This is a genomic window from Pseudomonas sp. GD03858 (genome assembly GCF_029840925.1).
Lineage (GTDB): Bacteria > Pseudomonadota > Gammaproteobacteria > Pseudomonadales > Pseudomonadaceae > Aquipseudomonas.
Window position 1 is genome coordinate 1 of sequence record NZ_JAOCDM010000039.1, and the last position, 16581, is coordinate 16581.

16 protein-coding genes are annotated in these 16581 nt (G+C 66.0%); 8 read left to right on the top strand and 8 right to left on the bottom strand.

Translation table 11 applies throughout. The annotated features are described in order from the left end of the window. Positions 1-12: 12 nt before the first annotated feature. Positions 13-243: a DUF1127 domain-containing protein gene (locus tag N5D48_RS12560; protein WP_279884586.1), complete on the bottom strand. Its 231-nt coding sequence runs from the start codon at positions 241-243 to the stop codon at positions 13-15. Positions 244-421: 178 nt separating this feature from the next. Here N5D48_RS12560 and N5D48_RS12565 point away from each other — a divergent pair, with 178 nt between their 5' ends. Further along, on the top strand, positions 422-1852 hold the full coding sequence (locus N5D48_RS12565) for a PLP-dependent aminotransferase family protein (RefSeq protein ID WP_279884589.1): 1431 nt from the start codon (positions 422-424) through the stop codon (positions 1850-1852). A 52-nt stretch (positions 1853-1904) separates the two neighbouring features. Next, positions 1905-3455: a phospholipase D family protein gene (locus tag N5D48_RS12570; RefSeq protein WP_279884591.1), complete on the top strand. Its 1551-nt coding sequence runs from the start codon at positions 1905-1907 to the stop codon at positions 3453-3455. A gap of 44 nt (positions 3456-3499) precedes the next feature. On the opposite strand, the gene N5D48_RS12575 is transcribed toward N5D48_RS12570, so the two are convergent. Both N5D48_RS12575 and N5D48_RS12580 read right to left on the bottom strand, forming a co-directional pair. Beyond that, a complete protein-coding gene (locus N5D48_RS12575) occupies positions 3500-4864 on the bottom strand; it encodes a GTPase/DUF3482 domain-containing protein (RefSeq protein ID WP_279884592.1) in 1365 nt (454 codons plus the stop codon). Next, on the bottom strand, positions 4857-6248 hold the full coding sequence (locus N5D48_RS12580; protein WP_279884594.1) for a DUF2868 domain-containing protein: 1392 nt from the start codon (positions 6246-6248) through the stop codon (positions 4857-4859). The genes N5D48_RS12575 and N5D48_RS12580 overlap by 8 nt, the downstream gene beginning before the upstream one ends. 54 nt (positions 6249-6302) lie before the next feature. On the opposite strand from N5D48_RS12580, the gene N5D48_RS12585 reads away from it, so the two are divergent. The 5 genes from N5D48_RS12585 (at position 6303) to N5D48_RS12605 (ending at position 10386) form a co-directional block, all read left to right on the top strand. Next, positions 6303-6821: a dihydrofolate reductase gene (locus N5D48_RS12585; protein ID WP_279884596.1), complete on the top strand. Its 519-nt coding sequence runs from the start codon at positions 6303-6305 to the stop codon at positions 6819-6821. 90 nt (positions 6822-6911) lie between these two features. Beyond that, positions 6912-8045, top strand: coding sequence for an MlaE family lipid ABC transporter permease subunit (locus tag N5D48_RS12590; protein ID WP_279884598.1), 1134 nt, complete (start codon positions 6912-6914; stop codon positions 8043-8045). Beyond that, positions 8042-8833, top strand: coding sequence for an ABC transporter ATP-binding protein (locus N5D48_RS12595; protein ID WP_279884600.1), 792 nt, complete (start codon positions 8042-8044; stop codon positions 8831-8833). Before N5D48_RS12590 ends, N5D48_RS12595 begins: the two co-directional genes overlap by 4 nt. A gap of 3 nt (positions 8834-8836) precedes the next feature. Next, the gene (locus N5D48_RS12600; protein ID WP_279884602.1) at positions 8837-9775 is read left to right on the top strand and encodes an MlaD family protein; all 939 of its coding nucleotides are present in this window, start codon (positions 8837-8839) and stop codon (positions 9773-9775) included. Continuing rightward, on the top strand, positions 9772-10386 hold the full coding sequence (locus tag N5D48_RS12605; protein ID WP_279884603.1) for an ABC-type transport auxiliary lipoprotein family protein: 615 nt from the start codon (positions 9772-9774) through the stop codon (positions 10384-10386). The genes N5D48_RS12600 and N5D48_RS12605 overlap by 4 nt, the downstream gene beginning before the upstream one ends. On the opposite strand, the gene N5D48_RS12610 is transcribed toward N5D48_RS12605, so the two are convergent. From N5D48_RS12610 to N5D48_RS12630, 5 genes are all read right to left on the bottom strand, one after another. Then, positions 10368-11597: a spore maturation protein gene (locus N5D48_RS12610; protein ID WP_279884605.1), complete on the bottom strand. Its 1230-nt coding sequence runs from the start codon at positions 11595-11597 to the stop codon at positions 10368-10370. The genes N5D48_RS12605 and N5D48_RS12610 overlap by 19 nt on opposite strands. Positions 11598-11862: 265 nt before the next feature. Next, complete coding sequence (gene gltP, locus N5D48_RS12615; protein ID WP_186732102.1) at positions 11863-13197, bottom strand: glutamate/aspartate:proton symporter GltP; 1335 nt, start codon at positions 13195-13197, stop codon at positions 11863-11865. Positions 13198-13928: 731 nt separating this feature from the next. Then, positions 13929-14399, bottom strand: a complete 471-nt coding sequence (locus N5D48_RS12620) for an inhibitor of vertebrate lysozyme family protein (protein ID WP_279884607.1) — start codon at positions 14397-14399, stop codon at positions 13929-13931. Positions 14400-14404: 5 nt separating this feature from the next. After that, entirely contained in the window at positions 14405-14566 is a 162-nt protein-coding gene (locus N5D48_RS12625) for a DUF1328 domain-containing protein (RefSeq protein ID WP_028688664.1), read from the bottom strand. Positions 14567-14611: 45 nt separating this feature from the next. Next, positions 14612-14896, bottom strand: coding sequence for a hypothetical protein (locus N5D48_RS12630; protein ID WP_279884609.1), 285 nt, complete (start codon positions 14894-14896; stop codon positions 14612-14614). A 335-nt stretch (positions 14897-15231) separates the two neighbouring features. On the opposite strand from N5D48_RS12630, the gene algB reads away from it, so the two are divergent. Continuing rightward, on the top strand, positions 15232-16578 hold the full coding sequence (gene algB, locus N5D48_RS12635; RefSeq protein ID WP_279884611.1) for a sigma-54-dependent response regulator transcription factor AlgB: 1347 nt from the start codon (positions 15232-15234) through the stop codon (positions 16576-16578). Positions 16579-16581: the final 3 nt, after the last annotated feature.

A 16581-nucleotide genomic window follows, 5' to 3' on the forward strand; every position in this document is an offset into this window, starting at 1 on the left:
CAGGAGATCGGCTCAGTCTTTCCAGAAAGGTTTACGCCCTTCCCGCCACGCCTGTTCCCAGGTCAGCCCGATATCGCGCAACTGCCGATCATCCAGTTGCAGCAACGCCCTGCGGGTACGCCAGCGATGCAGCATCAGGCCCCAGCGGCTCAAGCCGATAGACACGCTGTAGACCTTGGCTCGCTCTCCGGCCTCCAGTTCCTTGGCCAACAGTTGCACGCGCACATCGCTCAAGCCCCCCATCACTGCGTTCTCCCATCAGTTGATACCGTGGAGAAAGCATGCGCGTTCCTGCTCTCGACAATACAGATCCAACAGGCAGTTATTATTTCCATACAGAATTGGCAGAAAGTCGGCTGAATGAAGTATTTTCCAACAATCTGTATTGGTCATTGACCCGCACAACGCCCAGGAGTATGCCGTGACCCTCTACCTCAACCTGGCCGAACTGCTCGGCTCGCGCATCGAGCAAGGCCTCTACCGCCCCGGCCAGCGCCTGCCCTCGGTACGCGCCCTGAGCGTGGAACACGGCGTCAGCCTGAGCACCGTGCAGCAGGCCTACCGCCTGCTGGAGGACAACGGCCTGGTATCGCCACGGCCCAAGTCTGGCTACTTCGTCGCCGAGGATCGCCAGCTCCCCGCCCTGCCCGATATCAGCCGCCCGGCCCAGCGGCCTGTGGATATCTCGCAATGGGAACAGGTACTGGAACTGGTCCGGGCCACCCCGCGCCCGGACGTGATCCAGCTCGGCCGTGGCATGCCCGACGTCGACAGCCCCACGCTCAAGCCGCTGCTGCGCAGCCTGGCGCAGATCAGCCGGCGCATGGACATGCCCGGCCTGTACTACGACAACATCCACGGCAATGCCCTGTTGCGCGAACAGATCGCTCGGCTGATGCTCGACTCCGGCTGCCGCCTGGGCCCGACCGACCTGATGGTGACCACCGGCTGCCATGAGGCGCTGTCATGCAGCATTCGCGCGGTGTGCGCGCCCGGCGACATCGTCGCGGTCGACTCGCCCAGCTTCCATGGCGCCATGCAGACGCTGAAGGGCCTGGGTATGAAAGCCCTGGAGATCCCCACCGACCCCATCACCGGCATCAGCCTGGAAGCCCTGGAACTGGCCCTGGAACAGTGGCCGATCAAGCTCATCCAGATCACCCCCAGCTGCAACAATCCGATGGGCTACATCATGCCCGAGTCGCGCAAGAAGGCCCTGCTGACCCTCGCCCAGCGCTACGACGTGGCGATCCTCGAAGACGATGTCTACGGCGACCTGGCCTACACCTACCCTCGCCCGCGCACCATCAAGTCGTTCGACGACGACGGCCGCGTGCTGCTCTGCAGCTCGTTCTCCAAGACCCTGGCGCCGGGACTGCGGGTCGGCTGGGTGGCGCCGGGACGCTACCTGGAGCGGGTGCTGCACATGAAGTACATCAGCACGGGCAGCACCGCCTGCCAGCCACAGCTGGCGATCGCCGATTTCATCGCCGAAGGCCACTACCAGCCCCACCTGCGCCGCATGCGTAACCAGTACCAACGTGGTCGCGACCAGATGTGCGATTGGATCACCCGCTACTTCCCGTCCGGCACACGCGCCAGCCGGCCTCAGGGCGGCTTCATGCTCTGGGTTGAATTGCCGGAGAGTTTCGATACGCTGCGCCTGAACCGCGCGTTGATGGAGCAAGGCGTGCAGATCGCCGTGGGCAGCATCTTCTCGGCTTCGGGCAAGTACCGGAACTGCCTGCGCATGAACTTCGCCGCCCGCCCGACGCCGCAGATCGAAGCCGCGGTGCGCAAGGTCGGTGAAACCGCCCTTCGTCTACTGGAGGCCGAGCACATCGGCGGTTAACGTTGCGCCGCGGTCCAACCCATGAGCCCTTGCTGTACAGGACGATCCTTCCTTGAAACTCCAGCGAGCCCTGCCCCTGCTGCTGGCGCTGCTGCTCGGCCTGTCGGGCTGCGCCAGCATCGGCACCCCGCGTGAAGTCAGCCAGGCCCTGCCGGCGGCCGACTCGGCGTTCGGTCGTTCGGTGCAGCGCCAGGCCGCCCCCTACGCGGGACGCTCGGGCTTTCGCCTGCTGCCCAACAGCAACGAGGCGTTCCGCGCCCGCGCCGAGCTGATCCGCAACGCCCAGGCGAGCATCGACCTGCAGTACTACATCGTCCACGACGGCCTCAGCACCCGTGCCCTGGTCCACGAACTGCTGCGCGCCGCCGATCGCGGCGTGCGCGTGCGCATCCTGCTCGACGACACCACCAGCGACGGCCTGGACAGCCTGATGGGCACCCTCGCCGCCCACCCGAACATCCATATCCGCGTGTTCAATCCGCTGCACCTGGGGCGCAGCACTGGCGTGAGTCGCGCCGCGGGGCGGCTGTTCAACCTGTCGCGCCAGCACCGGCGCATGCACAACAAGCTGTTCCTGGTGGACAACAGCATGGCGATCGTTGGTGGCCGCAACCTGGGCGACGAGTATTTCGACGCCGAGCCCAACCTCAACTTCACCGACATCGACCTGCTGGGTGTCGGGCCTGTGGCCGAGCAGCTCGGGCACAGTTTCGACCAGTACTGGAACAGCGCTCTGAGTCGTCCGATCGGTGACTTTCTCTGGCGCCAACCCGACGCCCGCGACCTGTTCGCCAGCCGCCAGCGCCTGGAAATCTCCCTGGCCGAGGCGCGGGTCAGGCGCAAGGCGCTGTATGACCGCCTGATGGCTTATCAATCACAGCCGCGCCTGGACGTGTGGCGCAACGAACTGATCTGGGCTCACAGCCAGGCCCTGTGGGATGCGCCGAGCAAGGTGCTGGCAGACGACGAGCCGGACCCGCGCTTGCTGATGAGCCAGCAGCTGGCCCCGGAGCTGAACGGCGTGCACAAGGAGCTGATCCTGGTGTCGGCCTACTTCGTTCCGGGCGAACCGGGCTTGCTGTACCTGACCAGCCGCGCCGACGCCGGCACTTCGGTGAAGCTGCTGACCAACTCCCTGGAAGCCACCGACGTGCCCGCCGTGCATGGTGGCTACGCGCCCTATCGCCGCGCCCTGCTCGAACATGGCGTGCAACTGTACGAACTGCGCCGCCAACCAGGCGCACCACGGCCGCGCCTAGGCTTGCATGGCAGTTCCGATTCGAGCCTGCATAGCAAGGCCATGGTGTTCGACCGGCGCAAGACCTTCATCGGCTCGTTCAACTTCGATCCGCGCTCGGTGCTGTGGAACACCGAGGTCGGGGTGCTGGTGGACAGCCCGGAGCTGGCCGAATACACCCGTGACCTGGCCGTGCAGGGCATGGCGCCGGCACTGAGCTACCAGGTGAAGCTGGTGGACGGGAAACTGGCGTGGGCCACCGAGGACAACGGCCAGCGGCACCTGCTGGTGACCGAGCCCGGGGGGATATGGCGACGCTTCAATGCCTGGATCAGCAAGGCGGTCGGGCTGGAGAAGATGCTGTAGGACGCATCGCGGGGCAGGTCCGCGAAAGGGCCGCCCCTGTCATCTCAAATCTGTAAAACCAATGCCTCCAGCTGTTCTTGCCGCTGCGCCTGGTTCACCTTCGCTCCGGGATTGAGCGTCGACCATTGCGGATGCGCGCGCGCCTTGATCAGGGCCTCGGGCAGCTTGCCCTGGCGCCAGGCTTTCTCATCCGGGGCCGCCAGGAGAATGCTGTCCTGCGCCGCATGCCCGCGCCCGTCCAGCGCCACCATCAACTGCTGCTGACGCAGCGCCAGCAGGCGCAGCACGGTGTCGTCCACGGTCAGCTCACGCTGCCCCTTGAGCTTGCCCATCAACCGCGAACCATAGTTGCGCGCGGTCTGCAGGGCGCCACCGGCAATCGCCCCGGCCAGAGCAGCGGCGCCGAGGGTCAGGCCGCCGACCAGCAGGTCCACGCCCGCGCCCGCCGCCGCCCCGGCAGCCACGCCGCCGCCCAGGCGCACACCCAGCAGTCTCAGGGTTTCCGGATTGAACAGGTCATCGCCCCAGCGTCCGTCGAGTAACGGCAGGTCGCCGGCATTGGCATCTTCACGGCGAAAGGCATAGAGCTTGAGCAGGGCCTCGACGCAGCGCTGCTCGCGTTGCCGCACATCCTGGCGCAAGGCCTCGGTGGCACGGGCCTCGGCGGCGGGCTCGGCCTCGACACTGCGCCGGCAAGCGGCGCAATCGAGCAGCAGTTCGGCGATCAGGCGCTTGCCGCTGCGCTGGCGGGCCAGGCGCTGGGCCTGCTGGTCATCGATCAGGCGCTGCAGGGCCGGGCGGGCATCCTCCAGCAGCAAGGCCAGGCTTTCGTAGAGGCGGCGCTCGCCATCCTCGGGCGGGGCCACGCTGTCGAACCGCACCAGCGCATGCAGGCCCAGGCGCGCCAGGGCCTCGCGCCACTCCGGCTCGCGGTGCTGGCTGCTGGCGACGAAGTTGAGCACCGGCAGCAAGGGCTTGCCGCAGCTGGCCAGCACTTCCAGTTCGTCGCGGTACTTGGCCAGCACCGGTTCGCGAGCGTCGATCACGTACAGCCCGGCGTTGCTCGCCAGCAGTTGGCGCAGCACCTTGGCCTCCTGCTCAAAGCGCTGACGCGCCTCGCTGCCCAGCAGGAAGCGTTGCAGGCGGGCCGGGCCGTCCAGGCGCTCGCCTGGACGCTCCAGACGCTCGAGGTAATCGAGCAGGGCGATGGCGTCTTCCAGGCCGGGGGTGTCGTAGAGCTCGAGCAGGGGCTGGCCATCCACCGAAAGGCGCGCGCCCTCCACATGGCGGGTGGTACTGGGCCGGTGCGAGACCTCGCCGAAGCCGACGTCACGGGTGAGGGTGCGCAGCAGCGAAGTCTTGCCGACGTTGGTGTGGCCGACCACGGCCAGTTTCAGCGGCTCAGTCATGGCCATGCTCCAGCCAGGTCAGGGGCGAGGTGTCGGCGTGGGGCAGGCCGAGGCGATCGAGAGCGTCGTGCCAGTCGCCCAGGCGCGCGGCGTCCAGGGCCTGGCCAGGTTGCGCCTGCAGCAGCCAGATGCGCGTGGCGCCGGCGTTGCGCGCCAGCTCCGCCAGCAATGCCAGGCTGCCACGGTCGGGGGAGCGGCGTGGGTCGCAAGCGATGGCCAGGCGTGCCGGCGGAAAGCGGCCAAGCTGTTCGAGCAGCTTGTTGCGTGACTCACGGCTGTCGAGCACGCCGGCATCGGTCACGCTGTTCGGCAATGCCGGGGGCCAGGGGCGCTGGTCGTCCAACTCCAGGCCCACCAGCAGGGCGCCGCTGCTGCCGCTCTCGAGCTGGCCAGCCTCGAAACGCGGCAAAGTCTCGGGGGCCGCGTCCTGCACGCCGATGCGCTCGCTACGGGGCATCAGTGCTTCACGCAATTGCGCATAGCCGGGCAGGTTGAGATCCAGGCTCAGGCGATCGCGACCTTGGCGCCAGCGCCACAGGCACAGCACAGCCAGGACCAGGCGCGGCAGCAGGCCATAGACCAGCACCACGCCAAGCAACCAGCTGGCCCAGGCCTGGCGCGCCAGTTCCAGCGCCGGCAAGCTGTCGCCGCTGGCGCGGATCATCGCCTCATCCGGCACGGCGAAGCCAAGCAGCGCGGGCAGGGCACCGAGGGCTTGGGTGAGGGCGATGAAGGGTTCGGCGGCGAGCAGGGTGGTTTCCCAGACGAAGCCATAGCGCCGGGTCGCCAGCAACGCCAGCAGCATCACCAGCGCCGCGAGCATGACCAGGCACCACAGACCGTGCACCAGCAGGCCGAGCAGCCAGCGATTCAGACGCTGGCGCTGCAACAGGACGAGCAGGGCCGGGGCCAGCTGCGCAGCCTTGGCATCGCGGGCCAGGCGCTCGCTCAGCCACAGCCACAGGCGGCCCAGCGCCGCGCCCTGCTCGCCAGCGAAGAAAAAGCCAGCGGCCCAGCCGACCAGCAGTGCCAGGTTCAACCCGAGCAGGCTACCCAGGGCCCAGAACACGTTCACTGGCCGCAGGCCATCGCCCAGCGCGGCCAACCCCAGGCCGGCGCCACTGAGCACGGCGAACGCCATGAGCGCCAGCAGTGCCAGGCGCGCGCCCTGTTTCCAGTGGCGCAGCGCCGTCGTCATGCCGTCGCGCTCGGCCAGCCACAAGGCGCGCCGCTCGATGCGTGTCGCCAGGTCGCCGCCCAGCTGGCGGGCACGGCGATTGGCTTCCTGATCCTCCAGGGGCCCGGCGTGTTCCTCGCGCAGGCGCACCGCTTCGGTGAGCCAGCGCTTGTCGAGTGGAGTCGGTGCGGTCACAAGCTCTTCCATTGCACAGGTCAGGGCGCAAGCATAACCCACGTGCCCGGTGCTATCCTCGCCGGCATGACTACATCACTCCCTCTCAGCCTGATCGCGGCGTTCGCCGAGAACCGTGTGATCGGCATCGACAACTCCATGCCCTGGCACCTGCCGGGTGACTTCAAGTACTTCAAGGCCACGACCCTGGGCAAGCCGATCATCATGGGGCGCAAGACCTGGGATTCGCTGGGCCGGCCACTGCCGGGGCGCCTGAACATCGTCGTCAGCCGCCAACCGGGCCTGGTCCTGGCCGGCGCCGAGGTGTTCGCCTCGCTGGAGGCCGCGCGGGCCCGCGCCGAGCAGTGGGCCCGCGAACAAGGTGTCGAAGAGCTGATGCTGATCGGCGGCGCGCAGTTGTACCGGCAGGCCCTGGAAAAAGACCTGGTGAGCCGCATGTACCTGACCCGGGTCGAGCTGTCCGTGCCAGGCGATGCGTGGTTCCCCGAGTTCGATCGGCAGCACTGGCGACTGGCCTCGAGTGAGCCGCAACCGGCGCAAGACGATAAGCCGGCCTACCACTTCGAGGTGTGGGAAAAGGTCTGAGACGACCCGGGGTCGCATGGCAGGAATGCGCTGTTCATCGTGGCCCGCTGCGCTATGATCTGACTCGCCCCCCAGCACCGAGTCAGATGCATGGAGCCTATGACCATTCCGAGCGCCACCCTGGACACCAGCCAGCAGCCATCCCGCCTGCGCATCGTCGGCGACTGGACCCTGGCCCACTACGCCAGCCTCAAGCGCGAATGCGAGCGACTGCAGGGCCAGTACGGCAACGACACCCTCGCCGACCTCAGCCAGCTTGGCCGGCTGGACACCGCTGGCGCCTCGCTGCTGGCCGAGTTGCTGGGGGCCGAACGCCTGTCGCACTGCACCGACGCGCTCCCCGAGGCCGACCGCGCCCTGCTCTGCAACGTCTACCGCTCGGTGCAGGACTACTGCATTCCGCTGCGCGAACCCGAGCGTCCGGTGCTGATCCTGCTGCTGGCGCGCATCGGCTGCGCCGTCGACCAGCTGTGGCAGGACACCCGGCAGGTCCTGGGTTTCATCGGCCTGATCCTCGAAACCCTTTTGCTGCGCCTGTTCCAGCCGCACCGCTGGCGCATCACCCCGGTGGTCGCCCACCTCGAGCAGACCGGCCTGGATGCCGCGCCCATCGTCGCCTTGCTGACCTTCCTGGTAGGCGCGGTGGTGGCGTTCCTCGGCGCGACGGTGCTGGCCGACTTCGGCGCGACCATCTTCACCGTCGACCTGGTGGCGTTCTCCTTCCTGCGTGAGTTCGCCGTGCTGCTCACGGCCATCCTCATGGCCGGCCGCACCGCCAGCGCCTTCACCGCGCAGATCGGCTCGATGAAGGCCAACGAAGAGATCGACGCCATCCGCACCCTGGGCCTGAACCCCATCGAGCTGCTGGTGGTGCCAAGGGTGCTGGCGCTGCTGATCGCACTGCCGCTGCTGACGTTCATCGCGATGCTCTGCGGCATGATCGGCGGCGCCGTGGTCTGCGCCCTGACCTTGGATATCTCGCCGGCGATGTTCCTGTCGCTGCTGCAGAGCGACATCGGCGTGCAGCACTTCCTGGTGGGCATGGTCAAGGCACCGTTCTTCGCCTTCCTGATCGCCACCATCGGCTGCCTGGAGGGCTTCAAGGTCAGCGGCAGCGCTGAATCGGTCGGCGCCCACACCACCTCCGCGGTGGTCCAGTCGATCTTCGTGGTGATCGTGCTGGATGCGGTAGCCGCGCTGTTCTTCATGGAGATGGGCTGGTGACCGGTCGGCAAGCGGTGATCGAGGCACGAGGCATCTGCAACCGTTTCGGCAGCCAGGTGGTACACGAGAACCTCGACCTGGACCTGTACCGTGGCGAGATCCTCGCCGTGGTCGGCGGCTCGGGCAGCGGCAAGTCGGTGCTGCTGCGCAGCATCATCGGTCTGCGCCGCCCCGACGAAGGCCAGGTCAAGGTCTTCGGCCAGGACCTGGCCACGCTCGACGAGGCGCAGCGCTCCAAGGTCGAACAGCGCTTCGGCGTGCTGTTCCAGAGGGGCGCGCTGTTCTCGTCGCTGACCGTCACCGAGAACGTCGCCCTGCCGCTGATCGAACACGCCGGGCTGTCGCGGGCCGACGCGGAACACCTGGCCGGGGTGAAGCTGGCCCTGGCCGGCCTGCCGATCAGCGCCGCCGACAAGTACCCGTCCTCACTGTCCGGCGGCATGATCAAGCGCGCCGCCCTGGCCCGGGCACTGGCGCTGGACCCGGACATCCTGTTCCTCGACGAGCCCACCGCCGGCCTCGATCCGATCGGCGCCGCCGCCTTCGACCAGTTGATCCTCACCCTGCGCGACGCCCTGGGCCTGTCGGTGTTCCTCATCACCCACGACCTGGACACGCTGTACACCATCACCGACCGGGTGGCAGTGCTGTCACAGAAGAAGGTGCTGGTGGCCGGCCCGCTCAGCGAAGTCGAGCGCACCGACGACCCCTGGATCCACGAATACTTTCACGGCCCGCGCGGCCGGGCGGCCGAAGACGCCGCCCTGCGCGCCCGCCAGGAGCGCTGAACGATGGAAACCCGAGCTCATCATGTCCTGATCGGCCTGGTCACCGTGCTGGTGGTGGCCGGTGCCATGCTGTTCGGCCTGTGGCTAGCCAAGTCCAGCGTCGACGACGCCTTCAAGGACTACGAAGTGGTGTTCAACGAGGCCGTCTCGGGCCTGTCCCGAGGCAGCCCGGTGCAGTACAACGGCATCAAGGTCGGCGACGTCAGCAGCCTGCGCCTGGATCCGCAGGACCCGCGCCGGGTGCTGGCCCGGGTGCGCCTGAACGGCGACACGCCGGTCAAGGAGGACACCCAGGCCAAGCTCACCCTCGCCGGGGTGACCGGCAACTCGTTCATCCAGCTCAGCGGCGGCACTCCGCAAAGCCCCGAGCTCAAGGGCAAGGGCGGCAAGCTGCCGGTGATCGTCGCCTCGCCCTCGCCGATCTCGCGCCTGCTCAACGACAGCAGCGACCTGGTGACCAACATCAACCTGCTGTTGCACAACGCCAACCAGATGTTCTCCGAGCGCAACATCGAGCACTTGAGCAACACCCTGGCCAATCTCGACCAGACCACCGGCGCCTTCGCCAGCCACAAGGGCGGGATCGCCGAGGCCATCGAGCAGCTGTCCCTGGTCGGCAAGCAGGCCAATGCCACCCTCGCCGAAACCCAGGCGCTGATGCGCAACGCCAACGGCCTGCTCGGCAACCAGGGCAAGCAGGCCATCGGCAGTGCCGAGCAGGCCATGCAGTCGCTGGCCGAGAGCACCGCCACCATCAACAGTCTGCTGCAGGACAACCGTCAGTCCCTGGACGACGGCGCCCAGGGACTGAACCAGATCGCCCCGGCGATCCGCGAACTGCGTGAGACCCTCAACTCGCTCAAGGGCATCTCCCGGCGCCTGGAAGCCGACCCCAGCGGCTACCTGCTGGGCCGCGACAACAACAAGGAGTTCCAGCCATGACCCCGTCGCTGCGCCTGGCCTTCGCCGCCGCCACGCTGAGCCTGGTTTCGGCCTGTTCGATCCTGCCACAGAGCGAGCCTGTGGATATCTATCGCCTGCCGGTGAACCAGCCGGCCCGCGCCGCCGCGCCGCTGGACTGGTCGCTGCGCCTGAACAAGCCGCTGGCCAGCGAAGCCTTGGCCGGGCCGCGTATCGCGGTAGTCCCCCAGGGTGACGTGATCAGCAGCTACAAGGGCGCGCGCTGGAGCGACCCGGTGCCGATGCTGGTGCGCAACCGCCTGCTCGACGGTTTCCAGCGCGATGGCCGGGTGCCGCGCCTGAGCGCCGATGACAGCAACCTGCAGGCCGACTACGAACTGGGCGGAGAACTACAGGCGTTCCAGAGCGAATACCGGACCGGTGGGGTGGTGGAGGTGGTGATCCGCTACGACGCCAGGCTGGTGCAGGGCCGCAGCCAGCGCATCCTCGCCAGCAAGCGCTTCGAGGTGCGCCAGCCATTGACCGAGCAGAAAGTGCCGGCGGTGGTCGCCGGCTTCGGCGCGGCCAGCGACCAGCTGGCGCGGCAGGTGATCGACTGGACCGTCGGCCAGGCTCAGGCGAAGAACCAGTAGCAGACCAGGATCGCCGCGATCACCCCGGCCAGCTCGGCCAGCAGGGCACAACCCACCGCGTGACGCACGCGCTGGATGCCCACCGCGCCGAAGTACACCGCCAGCACGTAGAAGGTGGTCTCGGTGCTGCCCTGCACGGTCGCCGCCACCAGCGCCGGGAAGCTGTCCACGCCCTGGGTCTGCATGGTCTCGATCAGCATGGCCCGCGCCGCACTGCCGGAGAACGGCTTGACCAGCGCGGTGGGCAGGCCCTCGACGAAGCGGGTGTCCAGGCCCATCCAGTTCACCGTGTGGCGAATACCGTCCAGGGCCAGCTCCAGGGCGCCCGAGGCGCGCAGCACGCCCACCGCCACCAGCATCGCCACCAGGTAGGGCAGCAGCCCCTTGGCCACGTCGAAGCCTTCCTTGGCGCCCTCGACGAAGGCCTCGTACACCTGCACCCGCCTCAGCGCGCCGATCACCAGGAACAGCATGATCACGCCGAACAGCGTCAGGTTGCCGAGGATCGACGACAAGCTGGCCAGCGCGGCCGCCGACAGTGTGCCAAGGAAGGCCATGAAGCCACCCAGCAGCAGGGCGCCCGGAACCAGGTAGGCGAGCACCACCGGGTCCCACAGGCGCAGGCGCTGCATCACCGCCACCGACAGCAGGCCGACCAGGGTCGAGCAACTGGTGGCCAGCAGGATCGGCAGGAACACCATGGTCGGGTCCGGAGCGCCTTGCTGGGCGCGGTACATGAAGATGGTCACCGGCAGCAGGGTCAGCGACGAAGCGTTGAGCACCAGGAACAGGATCTGCGCGTTGCTCGCCGTGGTGCTGCTGGGGTTGAGCTCCTGCAGCGAGCGCATGGCCTTCAGGCCGATGGGCGTGGCGGCGTTGTCCAGGCCCAGGCCGTTGGCGGCGAAGTTCATGGTGATCAGGCCCAGGGCGGGGTGGCCGGGTGGCACTTCCGGCATCAGCCGGGCGAACAGCGGGCCGAGCACCTTGGCCAGCCATTCGACGATGCCGGCCTTCTCGGCGATCTTGAGAAAACCCAGCCACAGGGTCAGGGTGCCGAACAGCAGGACCATGACCTCCACCGACAGCTTGGCCATGGCGAAGATGCTCTCGACCATCGCGGCGAAGATGCCAGCGTTGCCGCCAACCAGCCATTGGGCCAGGGCGGAGATGGCCGCCACCAGGAAAAAGCCGAGCCACAGGCCGTTGAGCATCCGTGTGTTCCCCCGTGAAAAATGCCCGAATGATAGCGCATGCCGATGCCTGGCTGGAGGCCGCGTACCTGTAGGAGCGGCCTTGTGTCGCGATGGGGCGCGTAGCGGCCCCAGGATCTCAGCGCCAAGGCAGAAATAGCTGGGGCCGCTTTGCGGCCCTTTCCGACCGGTCCGACGCCTCGGCAAGGCCGCTCCTACAGGGGGAGTGATCGTCTATAAAACAAAAAGCCCCGACAAGTCGGGGCTCTTCGTTCAGCTCAAGGGCTTACTGGTTGACGGTCTTGCCCGCCACCACGGCTTCTTTCTTGCCTTTGTCCAGCACCAGCGACTGGTAGTACGCCGCGCCTTTCTCGGCGTCGTACATGCCTTGCCACTTGGCGATGACCACCGCCGCCAGGGCGTTGCCCACCACGTTCAGCGCGGTACGGGCCATGTCCATGATGCGGTCGACACCGGCGATGAAGGCCAGACCTTCCAGCGGAATGCCCACGCTGCCCAGGGTGGCCAGCAGCACCACGAAGGACACGCCCGGCACGCCGGCGATACCCTTGGAGGTGACCATCAGGGTCAGCACCAGCAGCAACTGCTGGCTCCACGACAGGTCGATGCCGTACAGCTGGGCGATGAAGATCGCCGCGATGCTCTGGTACAGGGTCGAGCCGTCGAGGTTGAACGAGTAGCCGGTCGGCACCACGAACGAGCAGATCGACTTCGGCGCGCCGTACTTCTCCATCTTCTCGATCACGCGCGGCAGCACGGTCTCGGAGCTGGAGGTGGAGTAGGCGAGGATCAGCTCGTCCTTCATGATGCGCATGATCTTGATGATCGAGAAGCCGAACACGCGCGCCACCAGGCCCAGCACCATGAAGGCGAAGAAGGCGATGGCGAAGTACACCAGCAGCACCAGCTTGGCCAGCGGCAGCAGGGAGGCGAAGCCGAAGTTGGCGACGGTGGCGGCGATCAGGGCGAACACGCCGATCGGGGCGTAGTTCATGATCATGTGGGTGACCTTGAACATGGTCTCCGACACGCCCTGGAAGGTGCGCACCAGCGGCTCGCGCAGGTCGGCGTTGAGGCTCGACAGGCCCATGCCGAACATCACCGAGAAGAAGATGATCGGCAGCATCTCGCCACGCATCAGCGCCGCGAAGATGTTCGACGGGATCAGGTTGAGCAGGGTCTCGATGAACGCGTGCTCATGCTGCACCTCGGCCGCGGTGGCCTGGTACTTGGAGATATCGACGGTGCCCAGGGTGCTCATGTCGATGCCGGCGCCCGGGTGGAACACGTTGGCCAGGACCAGGCCGACGACGATGGCGATGGTGGTCACCACCTCGAAGTAGATGATGGTCTTCAGGCCGATGCTGCCCAGTTTCTTCGCGTCGCCTACCCCGGCGATGCCCACGATCAGCGACGAAATCACGATCGGGACGACGATCATCTTGATCAGGCGAATGAAGATGTCGCCGGCGGGCTGGAGAACGTTGCTGATCCACCATGCCTTTTCTGCACTGAAATGATTCAGTAGCGCGCCGACTGCAACGCCCAGCAACAGACCGATGACGATCTGCCAGGCGAGGCTCAGTTTTGCCTTCTTCATGTCATTACCCTTTGTTGTAGTGGTCACGGGCGTCGACCGAAAAGGCGCATTCCAGAGCGGCTTGTAGCCATTCCGGTTGCGCCTGGTCCGTTCGACGTCCCACTGTAAGGACACCGCGAGCGAGCATTTCTGGCGCTCGGGCCGAGAAAAAAGGCGGCAACTATTGCGACGCGGGGAGGGGCAGTCTAATGCCGGAAACGACTACCCTATGCACAATCGGCATGAGAGCAAAAGCCAGAATCAGCCATCGGCAAGCCCTTGATTTTCAACGTTCGGATTTCCGAACATGGCCAAAGCGCCATTTTTCGGCAGATCTAGCAGGGGGACGGATGGGTGTTGGATGGCATGTTCGACAATCCGAATGGCTGAAATGCCACGCGAGCTGACCTGTCGGACAGGTAAAAATATTTCGATATACGGTCGCGACAAAATGTGTCCAGAAGGAAAGTCGCGCATATATAAGGAAGGATTCCCACATAAGGCGCTTCGGAAGCCAGATCGGTCACACGATTTCGAGCGAACCTGGCCGACCTGCAACTTCCGATGCCACCCTCTCCTGACCTGGCCCGTCGCGGAGGTACTCCCTGTACCCCTAGGCCACTCCGACCCTGCAACAGTCAGAACGGCCCGGCCCCCTGGTCATGCACGGCCCCTCCTCGGGGCCGCGCATCATAGAAGCCTGAAAGATAAAAAGGTTCAGCTTCTATTGCGTTACAGCGCGCGACCGTTGGTCAGTACCAGTTCGGGTCACGCTTGAGCTGCTCCTGCAGCAGGGCTTTCATGCCCTCGTCCGGCTTGCCCAGCCAGCGATAGTCTGCATGGCGGGTCGGCGACTTGTCGGCGGGCAGCCCCTCGGGCACCTCCACGAGCATGCCGTAGGCTTCGTCCTTGTCCCAACTGAACGCCACGATCAGGCGCTTGTAGGTGCAGTTGCCTGCGGACTCGCACAGCGGCCCGACAAGGTACTGGTCACCGTCCTCGGTCAGCGCCGACATCTGTTGCGCCGAGCTGCCGCTCAGGTTGATCACCCATTCAGGCAGTCGTTCTTCGTTCTTGATGGTCTTCTGCCAGGTTTCCCGGTACTGCGGGTCCGAGCCAAGCAACTGGTTGGCTCGGACCTGTCCGTCATTGGCAGCCATCGCCGTCGCGCCACTGCCCAGCAGCAGGGCAACGACCAAGGCCTTGGAGAGCATCCTGCTCATGGTCTTCAACCCCTGCCGCGTCCGAAGAAGAAGGAGGCAACGAACAGCACCAGGAAGATGATGAACAGAATCTTCGCGATACCCGTCGCTGCACCGGCGATACCACCGAAGCCCAGGACCGCGGCGATGATGGCGATGATCAGGAAGGTGATGGCCCAACTCAGCATGATGTTTCTCCTTTTCTCGTGCGAAATCGGTCGTGTGCTTCGGCGTCAGAACACCCAGCGATCCTGGGGCACGGTACGCTCGAGCACGGCAGGGGCGGTGTCAGCGGACGGCAACGGCTGCGCCGCCTTTACCAATGTGCTGGCATGGTTCGTCCTCAATTGCGTCAACAGAGCGGTCTGTGCCGCCACCTGCTCGGCGAGGCGGGCGGTCTGCCAGCTGTAGTGGAACAGGCCGGCCGCCAGGGTGAGCAGCAATGCCATGCCGAGGAACAGCAGCTGATGCACGGGCAAAACGGCGGACTGCGTGCGGTTGACGTGCTGGCGATTCATGCCGGTTCCTCCTGCTGTACTTGTTATGCAAACCTGGAGGGGCTGTTGCAGCCTGTGTGCCAGCATTATGAATTCTATTTAACCGTTTAAAATCAATAACTTATGAATCGGACAAGATTCTGCAGGAACGCATACTGCACGATGCCTGCTGGATTACCGTGCGATTTGCACGATCAGGCTGGCTCCTTCGTCTGCTCCTGCCCAGTGAATCCTGGGAGGCTATCGCTGTCTGCCTTTCGGCTAGCATGCATCGCGTCGAATCAATCAGAATCAACCATGCAACTTGCCCGATTTTTCCGACACTAATTGAGATTCACCCCAAAGGAGCGTAGGAAATGGAATCAGCCCCGGACAACCAAGGCCGCATTCTGCTGGTGGACGATGAGTCCGCCATCCTGCGCACCTTCCGCTACTGCCTCGAGGACGAAGGCTACAGCGTGGCCACCGCCAACAGCGCCACCCAGGCCGAGACCCTGCTGCAGCGCCAGGTGTTCGACCTGTGCTTCCTCGATCTGCGCCTGGGCGAGGACAATGGCCTGGACGTGCTGGCGCAGATGCGTATCCAGGCCCCCTGGATGCGGGTGGTGATCGTCACCGCCCACTCGGCGATCGACACCGCGGTGGACGCGATCCAGGCCGGCGCCGCCGATTACCTGGTCAAGCCCTGCAGCCCCGACCAACTGCGCCTGGCCACGGCCAAGCAGCTGGAAGTGCGCCAGCTGTCGGCGCGACTGGAAGCCCTCGAGGGCGAAGTGCGCAAGCCCAAGGACGGCCTGGACTCCCACAGCCCGGCAATGATGGCGGTACTGGAAACCGCCCGTCAGGTGGCCACCACCGACGCCAACATTCTCATCCTCGGCGAATCCGGCACCGGCAAGGGCGAGCTGGCGCGGGCCATCCACGGCTGGAGCAAGCGCGCGCGCAAGGCCTGCGTGACCATCAACTGCCCGTCGCTGAACGCCGAGCTGATGGAAAGCGAGCTGTTCGGTCATACCCGAGGCGCGTTCACCGGTGCCAGCGAAAGCACCTTGGGGCGCGTGAGCCAGGCGGACGGCGGCACGCTGTTTCTTGACGAGATCGGCGACTTTCCCCTCACGCTGCAACCAAAATTGCTGCGCTTCATCCAGGACAAGGAATACGAGCGGGTCGGCGATCCGATCACCCGCCGCGCCGATGTGCGCATTCTTGCGGCGACCAATCTCAACCTCGAGGAAATGGTCCGCGAAAACCGCTTCCGCGAAGACCTGCTGTATCGCCTCAACGTCATCACCCTGCACCTGCCGCCGCTGCGCGAACGCAGCGAGGACATCCTGACCCTGGCCGACCGCTTCCTGGCCCGCTTCGTCAAGGAGTACTCGCGGCCGGCCCGAGGCTTCAGCGACGAAGCCCGCACCGCGCTGCTCAACTATCGCTGGCCGGGCAACATCCGCGAACTGCGCAACGTGATCGAACGGGCCAGCATCATCTGCCCACAGGAACGGGTGGAAATCAGCCACCTGGGCATGACCGAAGCCCCGACCAGCAACGCCCCCAGGGTAGGCGCGGCGCTGAGCCTGGACGAGCTTGAGCGCGCCCACATCGCCGCGGTACTGGCCGCCAGCGACACCCTCGACCAAGCCGCCAAGACCCTCGGTATCGATGCCTCGACGCTGTATCGCAAGCGCAAGCAGTTCAACTTGTGAGGT

What these genes read in the sequence shown, in the direction of transcription:
- N5D48_RS12600 (WP_279884602.1), top strand. Translation starts at nt 8,837, where the DNA reads ATGGAAACCCGAGCTCATCATGTCCTGATCGGCCTGGTCACCGTGCTG.
- N5D48_RS12625 (WP_028688664.1), bottom strand. Translation starts at nt 14,566, where the DNA reads ATGCTGAGTTGGGCCATCACCTTCCTGATCATCGCCATCATCGCCGCG.
- N5D48_RS12560 (WP_279884586.1), bottom strand. Translation starts at nt 243, where the DNA reads ATGGGGGGCTTGAGCGATGTGCGCGTGCAACTGTTGGCCAAGGAACTG.
- N5D48_RS12620 (WP_279884607.1), bottom strand. Translation starts at nt 14,399, where the DNA reads ATGAGCAGGATGCTCTCCAAGGCCTTGGTCGTTGCCCTGCTGCTGGGC.
- N5D48_RS12630 (WP_279884609.1), bottom strand. Translation starts at nt 14,896, where the DNA reads ATGAATCGCCAGCACGTCAACCGCACGCAGTCCGCCGTTTTGCCCGTG.
- algB (WP_279884611.1), top strand. Translation starts at nt 15,232, where the DNA reads ATGGAATCAGCCCCGGACAACCAAGGCCGCATTCTGCTGGTGGACGAT.
- N5D48_RS12580 (WP_279884594.1), bottom strand. Translation starts at nt 6,248, where the DNA reads ATGGAAGAGCTTGTGACCGCACCGACTCCACTCGACAAGCGCTGGCTC.
- N5D48_RS12575 (WP_279884592.1), bottom strand. Translation starts at nt 4,864, where the DNA reads ATGACTGAGCCGCTGAAACTGGCCGTGGTCGGCCACACCAACGTCGGC.
- N5D48_RS12610 (WP_279884605.1), bottom strand. Translation starts at nt 11,597, where the DNA reads ATGCTCAACGGCCTGTGGCTCGGCTTTTTCCTGGTGGCGGCCATCTCC.
- N5D48_RS12590 (WP_279884598.1), top strand. Translation starts at nt 6,912, where the DNA reads ATGGAGCCTATGACCATTCCGAGCGCCACCCTGGACACCAGCCAGCAG.
- N5D48_RS12585 (WP_279884596.1), top strand. Translation starts at nt 6,303, where the DNA reads ATGACTACATCACTCCCTCTCAGCCTGATCGCGGCGTTCGCCGAGAAC.
- N5D48_RS12605 (WP_279884603.1), top strand. Translation starts at nt 9,772, where the DNA reads ATGACCCCGTCGCTGCGCCTGGCCTTCGCCGCCGCCACGCTGAGCCTG.
- gltP (WP_186732102.1), bottom strand. Translation starts at nt 13,197, where the DNA reads ATGAAGAAGGCAAAACTGAGCCTCGCCTGGCAGATCGTCATCGGTCTG.